The sequence below is a fragment of the Knoellia locipacati genome (assembly GCF_007992835.1).
Taxonomy (GTDB): Bacteria; Actinomycetota; Actinomycetes; order Actinomycetales; family Dermatophilaceae; genus Knoellia; species Knoellia locipacati.
This window is the reverse complement of the sequence record NZ_BKBA01000009.1, coordinates 373,450-391,520: the sequence shown is the minus strand read 5'-3', so window position 1 is coordinate 391,520 and position 18,071 is coordinate 373,450. Positions and strand designations below refer to the sequence as shown.

Sequence of the window (18,071 nt, the reverse complement as noted above, 5' to 3'; positions counted from 1 at the left end):
ATCCTCATCCAGCCCGCCTCGCGGTGGGCGCCGGACGTGTAGCTCAGCTGGTTAGAGCGCTCGCCTCACACGCGAGAGGTCAGGGGTTCGAGTCCCTTCACGTCCACCCTCACAAGCTCGGGCGCCCGTGTTGAGGCCCGCCTTCACGTCCACCCTCACAAGCTAGGGCGCCCATGTTGAGGCCCGCCTTCACCTCCACCCGTCGCAGGACCTGCAGGCGCACCGGCCCCAGCAGGTCCTTCTCGTCAGTGCGGTCGGTGCCCTTCACGTGAACCAGCAACCGCGATATCAATGGGCATGCGTTTCACAATGGACGGCGAGTCATTCGAGTTGAGTGCTGACGTTGTCCGGGCGCGGCTCACGGGCCAGGTTCCAGAAGTCGTCCGTGAGTACTGGGTCGAGATCGACGGTCGACGTTGGCCCGTCAAGCAGGTGATCTCGCTCGCGACGGGGGTTTCCGATCGCCAGCGGTTCCAGTCCCAGTCAGCTCGACGGTGGTTGCAGAACCTCGGCTTCGTGATCAACAGCGAGGGGAACGCCGGAGCCTTGGTCAGAGTGCCTCGCCCGGTCAAGGCGGAAACCCCCTCGAACGACGTCACGGACCGGGCTGGTCGGGTCGCTGACAGCGTGCTTGTGGGGTGCGTGAAGTCCAAGCTCGGTCACGGGGCACCTGCCAAGGACCTCTACACCTCGGACTACTTCCTGAAGATGCGGAAGTACGCCGAGGGCGCCGGCCGACCGTGGTTCATTCTCTCGGCGGAGCACGGGCTCGTCAGGCCCGACCAGTGGGTCGAGCCCTACGAGCGCTACCTGCCCGACTTCTCGCGGGCAGAGAGGGCGATGTGGGGAGAAAGGGTGGCCCAACAGTTGGAGGAGGCGGCGGGATCACTCGCTGACGTCGTGTTTGACGTTCATGCGGGGGCGGCCTACGTCGAGGCCGTACGTGGGGCCGTCGTTCCTCGTGGGGCTCACGTTCGCGAGCCGCTTGCGGGGCTGTCCTTCGGCAGACGTTTGGCCTGGTATCTCCAGCGTGAGTCCCAGCACTCGTCAAGGACGTCCGACGTCCTCGCTCAGCTCGTGGACGAGAAGTTGGCCCGACCGCTACAGGACATCGTGGCAAGCGGTGGATCGGCGCTCCGTGTGCCTGGCATGTACAGCTGGTGGGTCGACGAGCCGGGTGCCGCAGACCTCAGTCGGGGATTGGAGCATGACATCGAGCCGGGTCTGATCTATGCCGGCCTCGCTGGCGCAACACGAAGTGGTGGCAAGCCATCCTCGAACACGCTTTGGGGGCGCATCGCGACGATGCACTTGGGGAAGAAGCATGAGTTCTCGACTCTTCGACGTAGTTTGGGATCGGTACTCGCGAAGGCCCATGGGCGGCACACCATCGACGAGGAAGCGCTGACTCAATGGATGCATGCGCACCTCCGCGTGAACACAGTGCCAGTCCCCGACGTCACCACGCTGGAGCAGTTGGAAGCCGAAGTACTCACCCAGCTGGACCCGCCGCTGAACCTCGCCAAGGTCGCCAGGACACCACGTCGAGCGCAGCTGTCCCTTTTGAGGAAGACATACGGTCAGGAGCGATGACGACGTACACGCTCGTCGGGCGGGACGGCCGGCCCCACGCGTCGCCGACTCCGGGCACGCTCGGTGGTCACCGGAGGACGAAGGTCTACGGCCGGCTCGACTGTCCAGGGGCTCTGCGCTGGATCGCCAAGGGCAAGTACGTCACGCACCGAGTCTTCTTCGCCGACGAGGACACGGCCATCGCCGCCGGCTTCCGCCCGTGCCACACCTGCCTGCCCGATCAGTACCGCGTCTGGCGTGACGCCACCACCTGACCGGGCCGATCCCACAGCACGGCGCAGGGGCGGACGGCATACGAGTGTCCGCCCTGCGGGAAGTCGGCAGACGGGTGTCGCACCACAGGCGTAACGTGCGGAACATGGAGCGCACCCTCCCCGCCCCCGCACGCACGAGCGGGGAGCAGCGGCTGCTCGACAGCTTCGCGGCCATCCCGCCGACCGAGCGGGTCCGCCTGGCCAAGCGCACCTCCAACCTCTTCCGCGAACGCACGAGCACACGCACCCGGGGCCTCGACACCACTGGTCTCACCGGCGTCCGCGTCGTCGACGTCGGCCGGCAGACCGCAGAGGTCGACGGCATGTGCACCTACGAGGACCTCGTCGCGGCCACCCTGCCGCACGGGCTCATGCCGCTCGTCGTGCCGCAGCTGCGCACCATCACGCTCGGCGGGGCGGTGACCGGGCTCGGCATCGAGTCGTCGTCGTTCCGCAACGGGCTCCCGCACGAGTCGGTCCTCGAGATGGACATCCTGACCGGCAGCGGCGAGATCGTCACGGCCACGCCCGACAACGAGCACGCCGACCTCTTCCGCGGGTTCCCCAACTCCTACGGCTCGCTGGGCTACGCCACACGGCTGCGCATCGAGCTCGAACCCGTCCAGCGGCACGTCGCCCTGCGCCACGTGCGGTTCCACGACCTCGACGCCCTCTGCGCCGTCATCGCCGACGTCGTCGCGACCCGCGAGCACGAGGGGGAGCGGGTCGACTTCGTCGACGGCGTCGTCTTCAGCGCCGACGAGGCCTACCTCACCCTCGCCCGTCACAGCGACGACGACGGCCCGACGAGTGACTACACCGGGCAGCAGGTCTACTACCGCTCGATCCAGCACGACGAGCCGCAGCCGAAGCGCGACCTGCTCACGACGCTCGACTACCTCTGGCGCTGGGACACCGACTGGTTCTGGTGCTCGCGCGCCTTCGGTGCCCAGAACCCTCGCGTCCGCCGCCTGTGGCCGAAGCGCTGGCGACGCTCCAGCGCCTACTGGAAGCTCGTCGCCCTCGACCAACGCACGCACTTCTCCGACCGCATGGAGGCCCGCAAGGGCAACCCGCCGCGCGAGCGCGTCGTCCAGGACGTCGAGATCCCGCTCGAGCACACCGCCGAGTTCCTCCACTGGTTCCTCGACACCGTCCCGATCGAGCCGATCTGGCTGTGCCCGTTGCGTCTTCGCGGCGAGCGGACCTGGGACCTCTACCCACTGCGCCCCGACGAGACCTACGTCAACATCGGCTTCTGGTCCAGCGTCCCCGGGGGCGAGCGCGGCGCCACCAACCGTGCGATCGAGCGTCGCGTCGACGAGCTCGCCGGCCACAAGTCCCTCTACTCCGAGTCCTTCTACTCCCGCGAGCAGTTCGACGCCCTCTACGGCGGAGACACGTATGCCGTCCTCAAGGCGACGCACGACCCCGACGGACGCTTCCCCCACCTCTACGACAAGGCGGTGCGACACGCATGACCAGTACGACCCGAGAGCCCCGGACGATCGCTGACCTCGTGGACGAGGTGGTGACGGGGCCGCTCCCGGTGCGCATCACGGCATACGACGGGTCCAAGACCGGACCGGACAGCGCACAACGAAGTCTCCACATCGCGAACCACCGTGCGGTCTCCTACCTCGCGACCGCGCCGGGCGACCTCGGGATGGCCCGGGCCTACACGACCGGAGACCTCGTCGTCGAGGGCGTGCACCCCGGCAACCCCTACGACGTGCTCGTCGACCTTGAACGGCTGCACTTCCGCCGTCCGGACCCGCGGCTCGTCCTCGACCTCGCCCGCGTCCTCGGGCCGAGAGGCCTCACCCCGCCGCCCCCACCGCCGCAGGAGGCGCTCCCGCGGTGGCGGCGCGTGACCGAAGGGCTGCGGCACTCGTTCACCCGTGACCGCGAGGCGATCCAGCACCACTACGACGTCTCGAACCGGTTCTACGAGCACGTGCTCGGGCCGACGATGACCTACACCTGCGCCGTCTTCCCGGACCGCGCGACCGACCTGGACGCCGCGCAGGACAACAAGTACCGCCTCGTCTTCGACAAGCTCGGGCTCAAGGCCGGTGACCGGCTGCTCGACATCGGCTGCGGCTGGGGCGGGATGGTCCGCTACGCCGCCCGCCGCGGTGTCCACGCAATCGGCGTCACCCTCTCCAAGGAGCAGGCGGTCTGGGCGCAGGAGGCCATCGAGCGCGAGGGCCTGACCCACCTCGCCTCGGTGCGGCACGACGACTACCGCAACGTCACCGAGAGCGGCTTCGACGCCATCTCGTCGATCGGCATCACCGAGCACATCGGGGTGCGCAACTACCCGGCGTACTTCCGCTGGATGCTCACCCACGTCAAGGAAGGCGGACTCGTGCTCAACCACTGCATCACCCGGCCCGACAACCGGCCCAAGAGCACCGGTGCGTTCATCGACCGCTACATCTTCCCCGACGGTGAGCTCACCGGCTCCGGGCGGATCATCACGACGATGCAGGACACCGGCTTCGAGGTGTTGCACGAGGAGAACCTGCGCGAGCACTACGCCCTGACCCTCACGGGGTGGAGCGAGAACCTCGTGGACCACTGGGGCGAGTGCGTCGACGAGGTCGGCGAGGGCACCGCCAAGGTGTGGGGTCTCTACCTCGCAGGCTGCCGCCGCGGCTTCGAGCGCAACGTCGTCCAGCTCCACCAGGTGCTCGCCGTCCGCCCCGACGAGTCCGCGCTGCCACGGGTGCCGCTGCGGCAGTGGTGGGCGTCATGAGCGTCGTCATCGTGGGTGCCGGCCTCGCCGGTGCCAAGACCGCCGAGGCCCTGCGCGAGCGCGACTACGACGGCGAGATCGTCCTGTTCGGCGTCGAGGAGCACCTGCCCTACGAGCGCCCACCGCTGAGCAAGGCCGTCCTCCTCGGCGACAAGGAGGTCGACTCGGCCTACGTCCACGACGACGCCTGGTGGCGTGAGCACGACGTCGACGTCCGCACCGGCGTCGAGGTCCAGTCGATCGACCTCGCCGGGCGACGGGTCGTCACCAGCTCAGGCGAACAGCCCTACGAGTGGCTGGTGCTCGCCACCGGCTCCGAGCCGCGCCACCTCCGTCTCGCCGACGAGGCGGGCCGGCCGGTGCACTACCTGCGCACGGTCGAGGACTCGCTCGCGCTCAAGGCGTCACTCACGAGCGACGCCAGGGTGGCGGTCATCGGTGCCGGCTGGATCGGGCTCGAGGTCGCCTCCGCGGCCCGGGCCGCGGGCGCGGCCGTCACCGTCCACGAGAGCGCGGACCTGCCGCTGCTCGCGGTGCTCGGGCCGGAGGTCGCCCAGCACTTCGCCGACCTGCACCGTGCGCACGGGGTGGACCTGCGTCTCGGCACGTCGGTGACTGCGGAGGACCTCGCCGAGGCCGACCTCGTCGTCGTCGGAATCGGCGCCTCGCCCCGGACCGCGCTGGCCGAGGCGGCCGGGCTCGAGGTCGACAACGGTGTCCTCGTCGACGAGCTGCTGCGGACCTCCGACGAGCATGTCCTCGCCGTCGGCGACATCGCCAACGAGCAGCACCCCGTGCTCGGCCGCCGCGTGCGGGTCGAGCACTGGGACAACGCGATCGAGCAGGGCAAGGCCGCCGCCGCGACCATCATCGGCGCGGCCGAACCCTACGACCGGATGCCCTACTTCTTCACCGACCAGTACGACCTCGGCATGGAGTACTTCGGACACACCGGACCAGACGGCTACGACCGCGTCATCACCCGTGGCGACTTCAGCGGGCCGTTCCGGGCCTGGTGGGTCCGAGACGACACGGTGGTCGCGGCCATGCAGGCCAACGACTGGGACGCCTCCGACGAGATGCGCGCCAGCGTCGGTCAGGCGCCCCCCGCCGAGTGAGCGCCCCGAGGTGAGCCGGCGACGCTGAGCAGCCACACGGCATACTCCGCGTTCGTCGGGTGCAGCTCGTAGCTGCCCGCGTGCAGGTCCACGACGAGCCCCGCTGCCTCGACGTCCCGCCGGAACTCCTCGGGCGGATAGCTGCGGCTGCCCGCCGGACCCGCCGACAGGTGGAAGCCGATGAGCATCCGCCCGCCGGGGGCGAGCAGGTCGCGCAGCATCGTCAGCGCACACTGCTCGGTGTCCTCGGCGAGCAGGATGAAGACGTTGCCGACCGCGACGACGAGCTCGTATGCCGTGGCTCGCCCGTGCGCCGAGAGCACCTCGGGCGTCGTCTCGAGGATGTCGAGGGGGAGCAGGTCGATGCCGGGGTAGGTCTGCTCGGACTGGGCGACCAGCGAGGGGTCCGGCTCGATGCCCGTGACGTCGTGCCCGCGCAGGCGCAGGGCAGCGGTGACGCGGCCCATGCCGGCGCCGGCGTCGAGGATCCGGGCGCCACGGGGAGCGATCGCGTCGACGAGGCGGGCCTCGCCGTCGACGTCCTCCCCACCGGCGACGAGCTCCGCGAAGCGCGGGCCGTAGCCGTGGGTGCCCTCACCGGCCAGCGCCCACCGGCTGGGTGGGATCGCCGACTCCTCGCTCACGCGCCGGCGTCCGGGTCCTGGCCGGCCGAGGACCCCAACGGCTCGAGCAGCCCGGGAGCCCCCAGCCAGGCGTCGGGGATCGCGAAGGCGTCGACGAGGGTGCGGGCGTGCGGGGCCAGGTCCTTGCACAGCACTCCGACGTCGTGGATGACGGCCTTGGAGTGGACCGGGGTGAGCCGGCCGTGCTCGAGGTACCACGCGCGGTGCCCCTCGATCGTCGACAGCGCGAAGAGGTCGGTGACGTCGTCGAGCAGGTCCTTGGTCGGGCCCACCTCGCACTCCTCGACCGCGGCACACAGGGCCTCGAGCAGGACGCGGTCGATGTGCGCCTCGGCCGCGGCGAGCAGGTGGTCCTGCGCGTTGTTGAAGATCCGGAACGCGTCCGCGGGCTCGGCCTTGGCCGCCTTGGACAGCCGCAGCGCGACGCCCTCGAGGAGGTGCTTCTCGCGGTCGACGAAGAGCGAGACCTGACGGCCACGGTGGCGCTCGGCGCCGTCCTCGTCGCTGCTGGGGGCACGCGACATGAGCTTGGAGATGAGGCCCGCGGCCGGCGTCTTCTCGAGGATCGAGGAGGCCGTGAAGCGCGAGGCGAACGCGATCATCGCCAGCGGCGAGTTGTCCTCGAACGTCTCCTGGAACTCGGTGAGCAGCCCCTTGGCGACGAGCTGGAGCAGGACCGTGTTGTCGCCCTCGAACGTCGTGAACACGTCGGTGTCCGCCTTGAGGGCGGTGAGCCGGTTGTCGGCCATGTAGCCCGCTCCACCGCACGCCTCACGACACATCTGGATCGCGTCGGTGGCGTGGCGGGTGGCGGCCACCTTGATGCCCGCCGCGCGCGCCTCGAGCTCACGCTGGTGCTCCTCGGGAGCGGTGCCCTCATGACCCGCGACCTCGTGCATCATCGCGACGAGGTCGTTCTGGGCGAGCATGAGCGCATAGCTGCGCGCGATCGCCGGGAGCAGCTTGCGCTGGTGCGCGCGGTAGCTCATGAGCGTGAGCTCCTCGGCGCCTCCCGGTGCGGCGAACTGCCGACGGTGCAGGGCGTAGCGCGTCGCCAGGGTGAGGGCCGACCGCGTCGCCGCGCCCGCCCCGCCCGCGACCGAGACGCGCCCGCGCACGAGGGTGCCGAGCATCGTGAAGAAGCGCCGTGAGGTGTTGTCGATCGGCGAGGTGTAGGTGCCGTCGGGGGAGATGTCGCCGTAGCGGTTGAGCAGGTTCCACCGGGGCACCCGGACGGAGTCGAACTCGAGGGTCCCGTTGTCGACACCGGGCAGCCCGCCCTTGGCGCCGCAGTCGCCGATGGTCACGCCCGGCATCGGCCGACCGCTCTCGTCACGGATCGGGACGAGGACGCAGTGGACGCCGTGGGACTCGCCGTCGGCGGTGACGAGCTGGGCGAACACGGCTGCCATCCGGCCGTCGCGTGCGGCGTTGCCGATGTAGTTCTTCTGCGCCCCGGGGGTGGGGGAGTGGATGACGAGCTCGTCGGTCGTGGGGTCGTGCGTCGCCGTCGTCTCGAGGTGCTGCACGTTGGAACCGTGGCCGGTCTCGGTCATCGCGAAGCAGCCCAGGAGCGAGCCGTCCAACATGCCGGGCACGTATGCCGTGTGGTGCCGCTGGGTGCCCAGGTTGGCGAGCGCGCCTCCGAACAGCCCGAACTGGACGCCGGCCTTGACGAGGAGGGAGAGGTCGCCGTGGCCGAGCATCTCGAAGGCCGTGACGGAGGCCCCGAAGTCGCCGGTGCCACCCATGCCCTTGGCCAGGCCGGCCGACGCGAAGTCCTCACCCGTGAGGGCGAGCAGCTGGCGCGTGGTGTGGGCGCGGTGCTCCTCCATCGACAGCGGGCCGTCCGGCGGTGCGAACCGCGAGACGTCGTCGTGCGCCCGCAGTCGCCGACGCACGTCGCCCCAGCGTCCGTCGAGGATCCGGGTCAGCTCGGTGGTGAGGTCGCCGGTGGGGTCGGCAGGTGCACGCTCGGCTGCACGGGTGCCGGACTGGTCCGGGTTGAGGTCGTCCACGGTCACTCCTTGTCGGGGGTGGCGGGCTCGGTCGGCCACGCCGACGAGAGACCGCCCCAGATGAGCTCGGTGAGGTGTTCGTTGAGGGTGGCACGCGAGGTGCCCGAGGTGGCCGCTCCGGAGCGGAGCCATTCGTCACCGGCCGCGCGGACCATGCCGACGACGGCGTGGCCCCACGTCTCGGCAGGCTCGGTGCTGCGTCCGGCGCCGGCGAGCGTCACGGCGATGAGGGCCCCGATCTGCACGCCCATGGCGCGGCTCACCGTCGACGCGAGGTCGATGGTCTCGGTCCGCTCGGACGGCGGGACCAGGGGAGCGGCGACGATGAAGCGGTAGACCTCGGGGTCGGTCTCGACGAGGGACAGGTAGGCGTCGACCGCGGCCCCGAGCAGGGCCCGAGGCTCCGTCGAACGCTGGGAAGCGCTGCCGGAGAACGCACTGAGGTCGCCGACGGCCTTGGTGATGTCGCGCAGGATGATCCGGTTGACCCGCTCCGCCACGGCCGAGTAGAGGCCGGCGCGGTCGGTGAAGTGACGGTAGAAGACCGTCTTGGACGTGCCCGCGCTGCTCGCGATGTCGTCCATGCCGACCCCGGCGCCGCGCGCACGGATGGCACGCAGGGTCGCCTCGACAAGCTCGGTCCGACGACGGGCGCGGTGGCTCTCCCACCGACTGCTCCGTCCGTCCACCGCCTCGTCGCGCTGCGTCTTCGTGGTGCCGGTCACAAGATCGGACCGTAGCAGGTGGAAGGCGATACCTGCTACCGTCAGTACCGGATATGTGGCGCGTCCCACGCGACCACGTCGTCCTCCCTCCGACAGACCTTCAGGAGTCCCCAGTGACACCAACCAGTCCCCGCCGCGCCGCGATCCTCGGCGGCAACCGCATCCCCTTCGCCCGGCAGTTCGGGCCCTATGCGAACGCGTCGAACCAGGACATGTTCACGGCCGCCCTCGAGGGCCTCGTCGCCCGTCACGGGCTCGGTGGCGAGCGGCTCGGCGAGGTCGTCGGCGGTGCCGTCATCAAGCACAGCCGCGACTTCAACCTGACGCGCGAAGCGGTCCTCGGGTCGAGCCTGGCACCGGAGACCACGGCATACGACGTCCAGCAGGCGTGCGGCACCGGCCTCGAGAACGCGCTCCTCGTCTCCAACAAGATCAAGCTCGGCCAGATCGAGTCGGGAATCGCCGGTGGCGTCGACACCGCCTCGGACGCGCCGATCATGGTGACCGAGAAGCTGCGTCGCAAGCTGCTGCGGATCAACCGCTCCAAGACCACGGTCGACATGGCCAAGAGTGCGCTGCGGATCCGGCCCGGCGACTTCGGCATCGAGACGCCCGCCAACACCGAGCCCCGCACCGGGCTGTCGATGGGCGAGCACATGGCGATCACGGCCAAGAAGTGGGGCATCACGCGTGAGGCGCAGGACGAGCTGGCGGCGCTGAGCCACCAGAACCTCGCCGCGGCCTACGAGCGCGGCTTCTTCGACGACCTCATGACGTCCTACCTCGGCCTGGCCAAGGACCAGAACCTGCGCGCCGACTCCACGGTCGAGAAGCTCGCGAAGCTCAAGCCGGTCTTCGGCAAGGGCGAGGGCGCGACGATGACGGCGGGCAACTCCACGCCCCTCACCGACGGCGCCTCCGCCGTCCTCCTCGGCAGCGAGGAGTGGGCCGCCGAGCACAACCTCCCCGTCCAGGCGTGGCTCGTCGACGGCGAGGTCGCCGCGGTCGACTACGTCCACGGCGACGAGGGCCTGCTCATGGCCCCCGCGTATGCCGTGCCGCGCCTTCTCGCGCGCCAGGGCCTCTCGCTCCAGGACTTCGACTACTACGAGATCCACGAGGCGTTCGCGTCCACCGTCCTGTCGACGATGAAGGCCTGGGAGGACGAGGACTTCTGCCGCGACCGGCTCGGTCTCGAGAAGCCGCTCGGCTCGATCGATCGCAGCAAGCTCAACGTCAACGGCAGCTCGCTCGCCGCCGGCCACCCGTTCGCGGCCACCGGTGGCCGCATCGTCGCCTCGCTCGCCAAGATGCTGCACGAGAAGGGCCCGGGCAGCCGCGGCCTCATCTCGATCTGCGCCGCCGGTGGCCAGGGCGTCGTCGCGATCCTCGAAGGAGCCTGACCCATGGCGTTCAACTACGGACAGTTCGTCAGCGGTGGCATCGGCAAGCAGCTCGCCACCACGCTGGGCCTGCCGCGACCCTCGCGGCTGCGCCGTCACAAGCTCGGCGGCTCGCTCGTCCCGAGCGAGGTGCTCGTCGCGGGCCACGGCGACGCCCCCGTCGCCGAGCGGGTCCGCCACCTGCTCGCCGACGCCGGTGTCACGGTTGCCTCGCAGCCGTCGACGTCGGTGGCCGGGGTCGTCCTCGACCTCACCGCGATCGAGACGCCGGCCGACCTCGAGACCCTGCGTGCGGTCGTCTCGCCGGCACTCAAGACGCTCGCCCCCACGGGTCGTGTCATCGTCGTCGGGCGCCCGCCGGAGTCCGCGACCTCGGTCGCCCAGGCTGCGGCCCGCCGCGCCGTCGAGGGCATCGTCCGGTCGATCGGCAAGGAGATGCGCGGCGGCGGTACGGCCAACACCGTCCTCGTCGCCGAGGGTGCCGACGCCGGTGTCGACGCCACCGTGCGCTTCCTGCTCTCTGGTCGTTCGGCCTACGTCTCGGCGCAGGTCTTCCACGTCAGCGAGCCGGTGGGTGACGTCGCCGCCCCGGCCGACTGGGACCAGCCCCTCGCCGGCAAGGTCGCGGTCGTCACGGGCGCCGCGCGCGGCATCGGTGCCGCCATCGCCGAGACCCTGGCTCGTGATGGCGCCACGATCATCGCCGTCGACGTTCCCGCGGCCGGTGGCCCTCTCGCCGAGGTGGCGAACCGTCTCGGTGGCACCGCGCTCCAGCTCGACGTCACGGCTGAGGACGCCGGAGCCAAGATCGTCGAGCACGCAGCGGCGCGTCACGGCGGGTTCGACATCGTCGTGCACAACGCCGGGATCACCCGCGACAAGCTGCTCGCCAACACCGAGGCCGACCGGTGGGACTCCGTGCTCCAGGTCAACCTCCTGTCGATCCTGCGGATGAACGAGGCGCTCGTCCCGGCGATCAACGACGGCGGGCACATCGTCAACGTGTCGTCGATCGCGGGCATCGCCGGCAACCGCGGGCAGACCAACTACGCCGCCTCCAAGGCCGGGGTCATCGGCATGACGTCGGCCCTCGCCGCCGACAAGCGGGTCCTCGACAAGGGCGTCACCGTCAACGCGGTCGCGCCGGGCTTCATCGAGACCGAGATGACCGCCAAGGTTCCGCTCGCCACGCGCGAGGTCGGTCGCCTCATGAACTCGCTGTCGCAGGGGGGCCTGCCCGTCGACGTCGCCGAGACCATCGGCTACTTCGCGTGGGACGCCAACCGCGCCGTCACGGGCAACACCGTGCGCGTCTGCGGCCAGATGCTCATGGGCGCCTGATGGGCCGGCAGGAGACGTTCTCGTCCGCGCCGTCCCTGGCCAAGGTCTTCGTGCGCGCCGCCGTGGCCGGCAAGAAGTCGGGCTCGACCCTGCCCACCAGCGAGCTCGTCCTCGCGGGTCATGCGGTCGACCGGGCGCACCTCATGGACTACCAGCGGCTGTGCGGGTTCGGCGTCGACGACGTCCTGCCGCACACCTACCCGCACATCCTCGGGTTCCCGCTCCAGGCCGAGCTCATGGCGCGCAAGGCGTTCCCGCTGCCGCTCGTGGGCCTCGTCCACGTCGAGAACACGATCACCGTGCGGCGCACGCTCACCGCGGACGACGTCCTCGACGTGGCCGTCCACGCCGAGGCGCTGCGTGAGCACCCCAAGGGCCGTCAGGTCGACCTCGTCACCGAGGTCACCGTCGCCGGCGAGTCCGTGTGGAGCGGTCGTTCGACCTACCTCGCGCGCGGCCGGGGCAACCCCGATGCCGAGCGTGGCGCCGAGCCGCCGGCCATCCCCACGGGCGTGGCCGCGGCCCAGTGGTCGCTACCCGGCGACCTCGGCCGGCAGTACGCCGCCGTCTCGGGTGACGTGAACCCGATCCACCTGCACGCGCTCACGGCGAAGGCGATGGGGTTCCCCAAGGCCATCGCCCACGGCATGTGGACGTCGGCGCGCGTGCTCGCCGCGCTCGGCCGCTCGGTCAACGGGCCGAGCACGTCGCACGTGTGGTTCAAGAAGCCGGTGCTGCTGCCGGGCAGGGTCGACCTCGTCGTCGACCGCACGCAGTCACCGGTCGTGGCGGGTCTGCGCGCGACGCGCAGGCCCGAGACCGAGCACCTCGTGCTCACCCTCGATACCCGGGCCTGACTCCACTTCTTCCTTACCCCACTGATTGCCCCGTTGGGCCGCCTCGGCAGTCCGTGCCGGCACGCTGGCAGGGCCCAACGGGGCAATCAGTGGGAGTTGGGGGTGAAGCCGAGGACCCGGCCGTAGAAGGCGAGCTCGCGGGTCAGCGAGTCCTCGATCGCCGACGCCGCGCGGAAGCCGTGGCCCTCGTCCGGATAGATGACGAGCTCGACCTCCTCGCCGGCGGCGCGCATCCCGGCCGCCATCACCTCGGCCTGCGCCTGCGGCACGACCTCGTCGGCCCCGCCCTGGAGCAGGAGCACCGCGCCCTGCACCTCGTCGGCGTGGTGCACGGGGGAGCGTTCGACGTAGACGTCCTTGGCCTCGGGGTAGGGACCGACCATCCGGTCGAGGTAGCGCGACTCGAATTTGTGCGTGTCCGTGGCCAGCGCCTCGAGGTCCGCGACGCCGAAGTAGCTCGTGCCCGCGGCGAAGGCGTCGCTCGTCGTGAGCGCGCGCAGCACGGTGTAGCCACCGGCGCTGCCCCCGCGGATCGCGAGCCGGTTGCCGTCGACCCGGGCGTACTCCGCGAGCGAGCGGGCCCCGGTGACGACGTCGTCGATGTCGATGACGCCCCACTGGCCGAGCAGGCGGTCGCGGTAGGCCCGGCCGTGCCCGGTGCTCCCCGAGTAGTTGACGTCGAGGACGGCGAACCCGCGCGTCGTCCAGAAGGCCCGAGCGAGCTGCAGGCCCGCCTCGGTCGCCGAGGTCGGCCCGCCGTGCACGAAGACGAGCAGCGGCGGCAGCTCGCCCTCGGGTCCGGTGGCCTCGGGGTGCGTGGGCGCGAGGAAGACTCCGTGGACCGGGTCGCCGTTGCTGTTCGGCCAGGTCCAGGGCTCCGCCCTGCTCGCGTATGCCGGGTCGAGACCCTCGTCGCGGCTGCGCCTGATCGGCGTGAAGGCCCCGTCGAACGTGCCGCGGAAGATGACGGGCAGGTCCGACAGGGTGCCGACGCGCAGGGCGACCTCGTCGCCGACGGCCTGGAGGTGGTCGAACTGCACGCCCTCGATGTCCACGTCGGCGATCTCGCCCGAGGCCGGGTCGAGCACCCCGAGGCGGCCGACGCCACGGGCCCACCAGTGGACGAGCACTCGTCCGTCGCCGAGGAAGGCGAAGTCCCTCATGCCCAGGACCCACTGCGGCGTCATGAGGTCGGCCTCGACGCGGTGCACCGCCTCGACGCCGGAAGCGGTGTGCCGCTTGAGGTTCCACCATCCCGACTCGTCCGAGGCGAACCACAGCGCACCGTCCGCGGCGAACTGCGGCTGGCCCACCGACACGTCCTCGTTGCCGGCGACGACGACCCAGTCGAGAGGCCCCGCTGCAGCCGCGCCACCCGCACCACCTGCGTCGGACGCAGAGTCGAGGTCGGCCAGGCGCAGCGTCGTCGTGTCCCACGGCATGTTCGGGTGGTCCCACGTGACGACCGCGACCCGCGAGCCGTCGGCCGACAGCGCCGGACGTGAGACGAAGTCCGAGCCCTCCCAGAGCACGCGCCCACCATCGGCGTTGTCGCCGAGGTCGAGGCGCACGAGCGTGTTGACCGGCTCGCCGTCACCGGAGTGGTCCTCGCGCACGGCGAGGACGAACCCGTCGCCGAGCACGAGCCCGCCGTAGCGGAAGCCGCCCTCAGGCGTGATCGCCCGCAGCGAGCCGTCACCGGTCACGACGTGCACGCGCAGGTCCGGCATCGTCGTGACGACGACGGTCCCGGAGCGGACGGCATACGCACCGCCGCCGTACTCGTGGACCCGGGAGCGCACGTTGACGCCCTCGCTGACCACGTCCTCGACGTCACCGGTCGCGCCGACGTGGCGCACGAGCGCGACCCGTCCGCCCTCCCACGGGCGCGACTCGAGCCAGTAGGTGTCAGCGCCGTCGACCCGGACCTCGTCGAGGCCACGGGTGGCCGCGGTGAGGGCGGCGGGGGACAGGGGCGAGGGCCAGGAGCCGAAGGGCAGAGCGGTCATGACGCACAACCTAGGACGTCAGATGCGGTGGTGCACCCAGACACCCGGCTCGACGTAGACCGCGTGGTCGTGCTCGACGCTGACGTGGACCGGGTTGAGCGCGAACGGCACCTCGACATCACCGCTCTCGTCGAACGGCAGCCCCGTCCAGCGACGCCACTCCGTCAGCGTGCCGGAGATCGTCATGGCGCGGGGGCACACGCCGACGACCTCGGCGCCCATGCGGACGTGCAGGCGCAGCCAGGGGTCCTCGGGCAGGCCGTCCTCGCGCAGCCGCCGGACGTAGTCGGCCATGGGGAGGCGCGGGACGAGGTGCTTGCGGCTCGGGCGGACCGGTGCGACCAGATCGGTGAACCCGTGACGAGCAGCGTTCTCCCGCTTGGCCTCCAGCATCCGCGACGCGAGACCGGTGCCCTGCAGGTCCGGCCGGATGGCGACCTCGAGGGCCGAGACGTGCGTGGGCTCGCGGCCGGCGACCTCGTCGTACCAGGCCCACCCGATGACGCCGTCCCACCCGTCGTCAGGCAGCTCGGTGCGCCCGAGGTCCTCGCCCATCGCGAACGGGATCGAGTGCGACTTGGCGACGAGCCGGCCCGGGTCGGCGGCGTCCCAGGCCACGAGGGTCCACGCGGCGAACGTCGTCGCTGCCCGCGAGTAGTACTGGTCGCTCACCGGGTCCCACTTCATGAACTCGGGCCAGGGGTCCTCGAACGTCCGCAGCAGCGGTGCGAGGTCCGGCCGGTCGGCGAGGCTGGCGACGACGAGGTCCATGCCCCGACGGTAGGGCCGCGAGGACCTCGGGCGCACCCGGTTTTGCGGTGTCCACGCACCCCGCCGGGGACGGCTCAGTCGCGGTCGACGGCCATCTCGCCGAGCTCGGACCACTCGGTGCCCGGGACGGTGGCGTTGACGATGCGCGGCGTCTCCGCGAGGTGCGGCGGCAGCTGCTCCTGGGCGGCGCGGAAGTGCTCGGACCCGACGTGTGCCGCACCGGCCTCGCCGTCACGGAACGCCTCGACGAGGACGTACTCGTTGCTGTCGTCGAGGCTGCGCGACCAGTCGAACCACAGGCAGCCCGGCTCGGCGCGGGTGGCCTCGGTGAAGGCCCGCGAGATCTCGGGCCACTGGTCGGCGTGCTCGGGGCGGACGCGGAAACGTGCGGTGATGAAGATCAACGGGTTCCTCCTGCGATCGGTCGCGGGTCGTGCAGCGCCGGCGAGCCTACCGAGCCCGCCCGGAACTGCGTCGCGCCCGTGGAATTCCGGCGGATAGCATCGGTATGCCGGGTCGGGACGTCCGCACACGGCATACCTTCCGCAGTTCCCACCCCAGGAGAAGCCTGTGTCATCCCAGATCAGTGTCCACGTCGCCGGAGACGAGCGATCGGTGGAGCCGGGGACGACGGCGGGCGACCTCTTCGAGGGCCGGCGCGACGTGCTCGTCGCCCGGGTCGGTGGCGAGCTGCGCGACCTCGCCCACGTCCTCGCCGACGGTGACGAGGTCGAGCCGGTGACGGCGCAGGAGCAGGACGGGCTGGATGTGCTGCGGCACAGCGCCGCCCACGTCCTCGCCCAGGCCGTGCAGCAGGTCAACCCGGACGCCAAGCTCGGCATCGGGCCGCCCGTGCGCGACGGCTTCTACTACGACTTCGACGTGGCCGAGCCCTTCACCCCGGACGACCTCAAGGCGCTCGAGAAGGTCATGCAGAAGATCGTCAACGAGGGCCAGACCTTCGTGCGGCGCGAGATCAGCGACGACGACGCGCTCACCGAGCTGAGCGACGAGCCCTACAAGTGCGAGCTCATCGGTCTCAAGGGCGGCTCCGCAGGCGACAAGGCCGAGGGCGCCGACGTCGAGGTCGGTGGAGCCCAGCTCACGATCTACGACAACGTCCGCCGTGACGGCACCCGCGCGTGGGGCGACCTGTGCCGTGGCCCGCACGTGCCCACCACCAAGGTGCTCGGCAACGCGTTCAAGGTCATGCGCAGCGCCGCCGCCTACTGGCGCGGGTCCGAGAAGAACCCGCAGCTGCAGCGCATCTACGGCACCGCCTGGCCGACCAAGGACGACCTCAAGGCCTACCTCGACCGGCTGGCCGAGGCCGAGAAGCGCGACCACCGCAAGCTCGGCGCCGAGCTCGACCTCTACTCGTTCCCCGACGAGATCGGCTCGGGCATGGCCGTCTTCCACCCCAAGGGTGGCGTCATCAAGCGCGAGATGGAGGACTACGTCCGCCGTCGCCACATCGAGGAGGGCTTCGACTACGTCGGCACCCCGCACATCAGCAAGGACGGGCTGTTCCACACCTCGGGACACCTGCCCTACTACGCCGACACGATGTTCCCGCCGATGGAGCTCGAGCACGCGGAGTACCGCCTCAAGGCGATGAACTGCCCGATGCACAACCTCATCTTCCGGTCGCGCGGACGCTCCTACCGCGAGCTGCCGCTGCGGTTCTTCGAGTTCGGGTCGGTCTACCGCTACGAGAAGTCCGGCGTCGTCCACGGCCTGACCCGCGTGCGCGCGATGACCCAGGACGACTCGCACTCGTACGTCACCCCCGAGCAGGCACCTGCCGAGGTCGAGCACCTCCTCGACTTCGTCACCGGGCTGCTCAGGGACTTCGGCCTCGACGACTACTACTTCGAGCTCTCCACCCGTGACGAGGACGGCGAGAAGGCCGACAAGTTCATCGGGTCGGCGGAGCAGTGGGAGACCGCGACCAAGGTCCTCGAGGAGACCGCCGGCAAGTACGGCGTCGACCTCGTCCCCGACCCGGGCGGTGCGGCGTTCTACGGCCCGAAGATCTCGGTGCAGGCACGTGACGCCATCGGGCGCACCTGGCAGATGTCGACGATCCAGTACGACTTCAACCAGCCCGAGCGCTTCGGCCTCGAGTACCAGGCCTCGGACGGCTCGCGCCAGCAGCCGGTGATGATCCACTCGGCCAAGTTCGGGTCGATCGAGCGGTTCATCGGTGTCCTCGTCGAGCACTACGCCGGCGCGTTCCCGGTGTGGCTCAGCCCCGTGCAGGTGCTGGCGATCCCCGTCGCCGACGAGTACAACGACTACCTCTGGGACGTCCTCTCGCAGATGAAGGCCAAGGGCATCCGGATCGAACTCGACGAGAGCGACGACCGGTTCCCGAAGAAGATCCGCAACGCGAGCAAGTCCAAGGTGCCGTTCATCCTCATCGCCGGCGAGGAGGACCGGGCCGCTGGTGCGGTCTCGTTCCGCTACCGCGACGGCTCGCAGAAGAACGGCGTGCCGATCGCCGACGCCATCGCCGAGGTGCTCGCCGCCGTCGAGTCCCGCGCCCAGGTCTGAGCCGGGGGTCGGCGAGGTGGG

General features: G+C 70.6%; 15 protein-coding genes and 1 tRNA gene. 10 read left to right on the top strand and 6 right to left on the bottom strand.

Features of this window, described 5'->3' with window-relative positions; all coding sequences use genetic code 11:
• Window positions 1-32 precede the first annotated feature (32 nt).
• The 6 genes from KLO01_RS13425 (at window position 33) to KLO01_RS13400 (ending at window position 5,726) form a co-directional block, all read left to right on the top strand.
• Window positions 33-106, top strand: a tRNA-Val gene (locus KLO01_RS13425).
• Between the two features lie 191 nt (window positions 107-297).
• On the top strand, window positions 298-1,593 hold the full coding sequence (locus tag KLO01_RS13420; RefSeq protein ID WP_222611977.1) for a DUF6884 domain-containing protein: 1,296 nt from the start codon (window positions 298-300) through the stop codon (window positions 1,591-1,593).
• Window positions 1,590-1,847 (top strand): Ada metal-binding domain-containing protein, encoded by a 258-nt coding sequence (locus KLO01_RS13415; protein WP_147065926.1) that lies wholly within the window; start codon window positions 1,590-1,592, stop codon window positions 1,845-1,847. The genes KLO01_RS13420 and KLO01_RS13415 overlap by 4 nt, the downstream gene beginning before the upstream one ends.
• Window positions 1,848-1,951: 104 nt before the next feature.
• The gene (locus KLO01_RS13410) at window positions 1,952-3,328 is read left to right on the top strand and encodes an FAD-binding oxidoreductase (RefSeq protein WP_147065924.1); all 1,377 of its coding nucleotides are present in this window, start codon (window positions 1,952-1,954) and stop codon (window positions 3,326-3,328) included.
• A complete protein-coding gene (locus KLO01_RS13405; RefSeq protein WP_147065921.1) occupies window positions 3,325-4,608 on the top strand; it encodes a class I SAM-dependent methyltransferase in 1,284 nt (427 codons plus the stop codon). Before KLO01_RS13410 ends, KLO01_RS13405 begins: the two co-directional genes overlap by 4 nt.
• Window positions 4,605-5,726, top strand: a complete 1,122-nt coding sequence (locus KLO01_RS13400) for an NAD(P)/FAD-dependent oxidoreductase (protein WP_147065920.1) — start codon at window positions 4,605-4,607, stop codon at window positions 5,724-5,726. Before KLO01_RS13405 ends, KLO01_RS13400 begins: the two co-directional genes overlap by 4 nt.
• Here the strand turns inward: KLO01_RS13400 and KLO01_RS13395 are convergent.
• From KLO01_RS13395 to KLO01_RS13385, 3 genes are read right to left on the bottom strand one after another with little or no spacing between them, the layout of a single operon-like run.
• Complete coding sequence (locus KLO01_RS13395; RefSeq protein ID WP_147065918.1) at window positions 5,705-6,370, bottom strand: class I SAM-dependent methyltransferase; 666 nt, start codon at window positions 6,368-6,370, stop codon at window positions 5,705-5,707. The genes KLO01_RS13400 and KLO01_RS13395 overlap by 22 nt on opposite strands.
• Window positions 6,367-8,388 (bottom strand): acyl-CoA dehydrogenase family protein, encoded by a 2,022-nt coding sequence (locus KLO01_RS13390; RefSeq protein ID WP_246136211.1) that lies wholly within the window; start codon window positions 8,386-8,388, stop codon window positions 6,367-6,369. Before KLO01_RS13390 ends, KLO01_RS13395 begins: the two co-directional genes overlap by 4 nt.
• A gap of 2 nt (window positions 8,389-8,390) precedes the next feature.
• Window positions 8,391-9,113, bottom strand: coding sequence for a TetR family transcriptional regulator (locus KLO01_RS13385; RefSeq protein ID WP_246136210.1), 723 nt, complete (start codon window positions 9,111-9,113; stop codon window positions 8,391-8,393).
• 113 nt (window positions 9,114-9,226) lie between these two features.
• On the opposite strand from KLO01_RS13385, the gene KLO01_RS13380 reads away from it, so the two are divergent.
• Genes KLO01_RS13380 through KLO01_RS13370 form a run of 3 tightly spaced genes read left to right on the top strand, consistent with a single transcriptional unit; the run spans window position 9,227 to window position 12,714 of the window.
• A complete protein-coding gene (locus tag KLO01_RS13380) occupies window positions 9,227-10,516 on the top strand; it encodes an acetyl-CoA C-acetyltransferase (protein WP_147065916.1) in 1,290 nt (429 codons plus the stop codon).
• A gap of 3 nt (window positions 10,517-10,519) precedes the next feature.
• Window positions 10,520-11,857, top strand: coding sequence for a 3-oxoacyl-ACP reductase (locus tag KLO01_RS13375; protein ID WP_147065914.1), 1,338 nt, complete (start codon window positions 10,520-10,522; stop codon window positions 11,855-11,857).
• Window positions 11,857-12,714 (top strand): MaoC/PaaZ C-terminal domain-containing protein, encoded by an 858-nt coding sequence (locus KLO01_RS13370; protein WP_147065912.1) that lies wholly within the window; start codon window positions 11,857-11,859, stop codon window positions 12,712-12,714. Before KLO01_RS13375 ends, KLO01_RS13370 begins: the two co-directional genes overlap by 1 nt.
• 86 nt (window positions 12,715-12,800) lie before the next feature.
• On the opposite strand, the gene KLO01_RS13365 is transcribed toward KLO01_RS13370, so the two are convergent.
• From KLO01_RS13365 to KLO01_RS13355, 3 genes are all read right to left on the bottom strand, one after another.
• Window positions 12,801-14,723 carry an alpha/beta hydrolase family protein gene (locus tag KLO01_RS13365; RefSeq protein ID WP_246136209.1) on the bottom strand — a complete coding sequence of 641 codons (1,923 nt, stop codon included), beginning with the start codon at window positions 14,721-14,723 and terminating at the stop codon, window positions 12,801-12,803.
• Window positions 14,724-14,741: 18 nt separating this feature from the next.
• Window positions 14,742-15,494, bottom strand: a complete 753-nt coding sequence (locus KLO01_RS13360; RefSeq protein ID WP_147065909.1) for a GNAT family N-acetyltransferase — start codon at window positions 15,492-15,494, stop codon at window positions 14,742-14,744.
• A gap of 74 nt (window positions 15,495-15,568) precedes the next feature.
• Window positions 15,569-15,898 (bottom strand): putative quinol monooxygenase, encoded by a 330-nt coding sequence (locus KLO01_RS13355; protein ID WP_147065907.1) that lies wholly within the window; start codon window positions 15,896-15,898, stop codon window positions 15,569-15,571.
• A gap of 166 nt (window positions 15,899-16,064) precedes the next feature.
• Here KLO01_RS13355 and thrS point away from each other — a divergent pair, with 166 nt between their 5' ends.
• Window positions 16,065-18,050 (top strand): threonine--tRNA ligase, encoded by a 1,986-nt coding sequence (thrS, locus tag KLO01_RS13350; protein WP_147065905.1) that lies wholly within the window; start codon window positions 16,065-16,067, stop codon window positions 18,048-18,050.
• Window positions 18,051-18,071 lie beyond the last annotated feature (21 nt).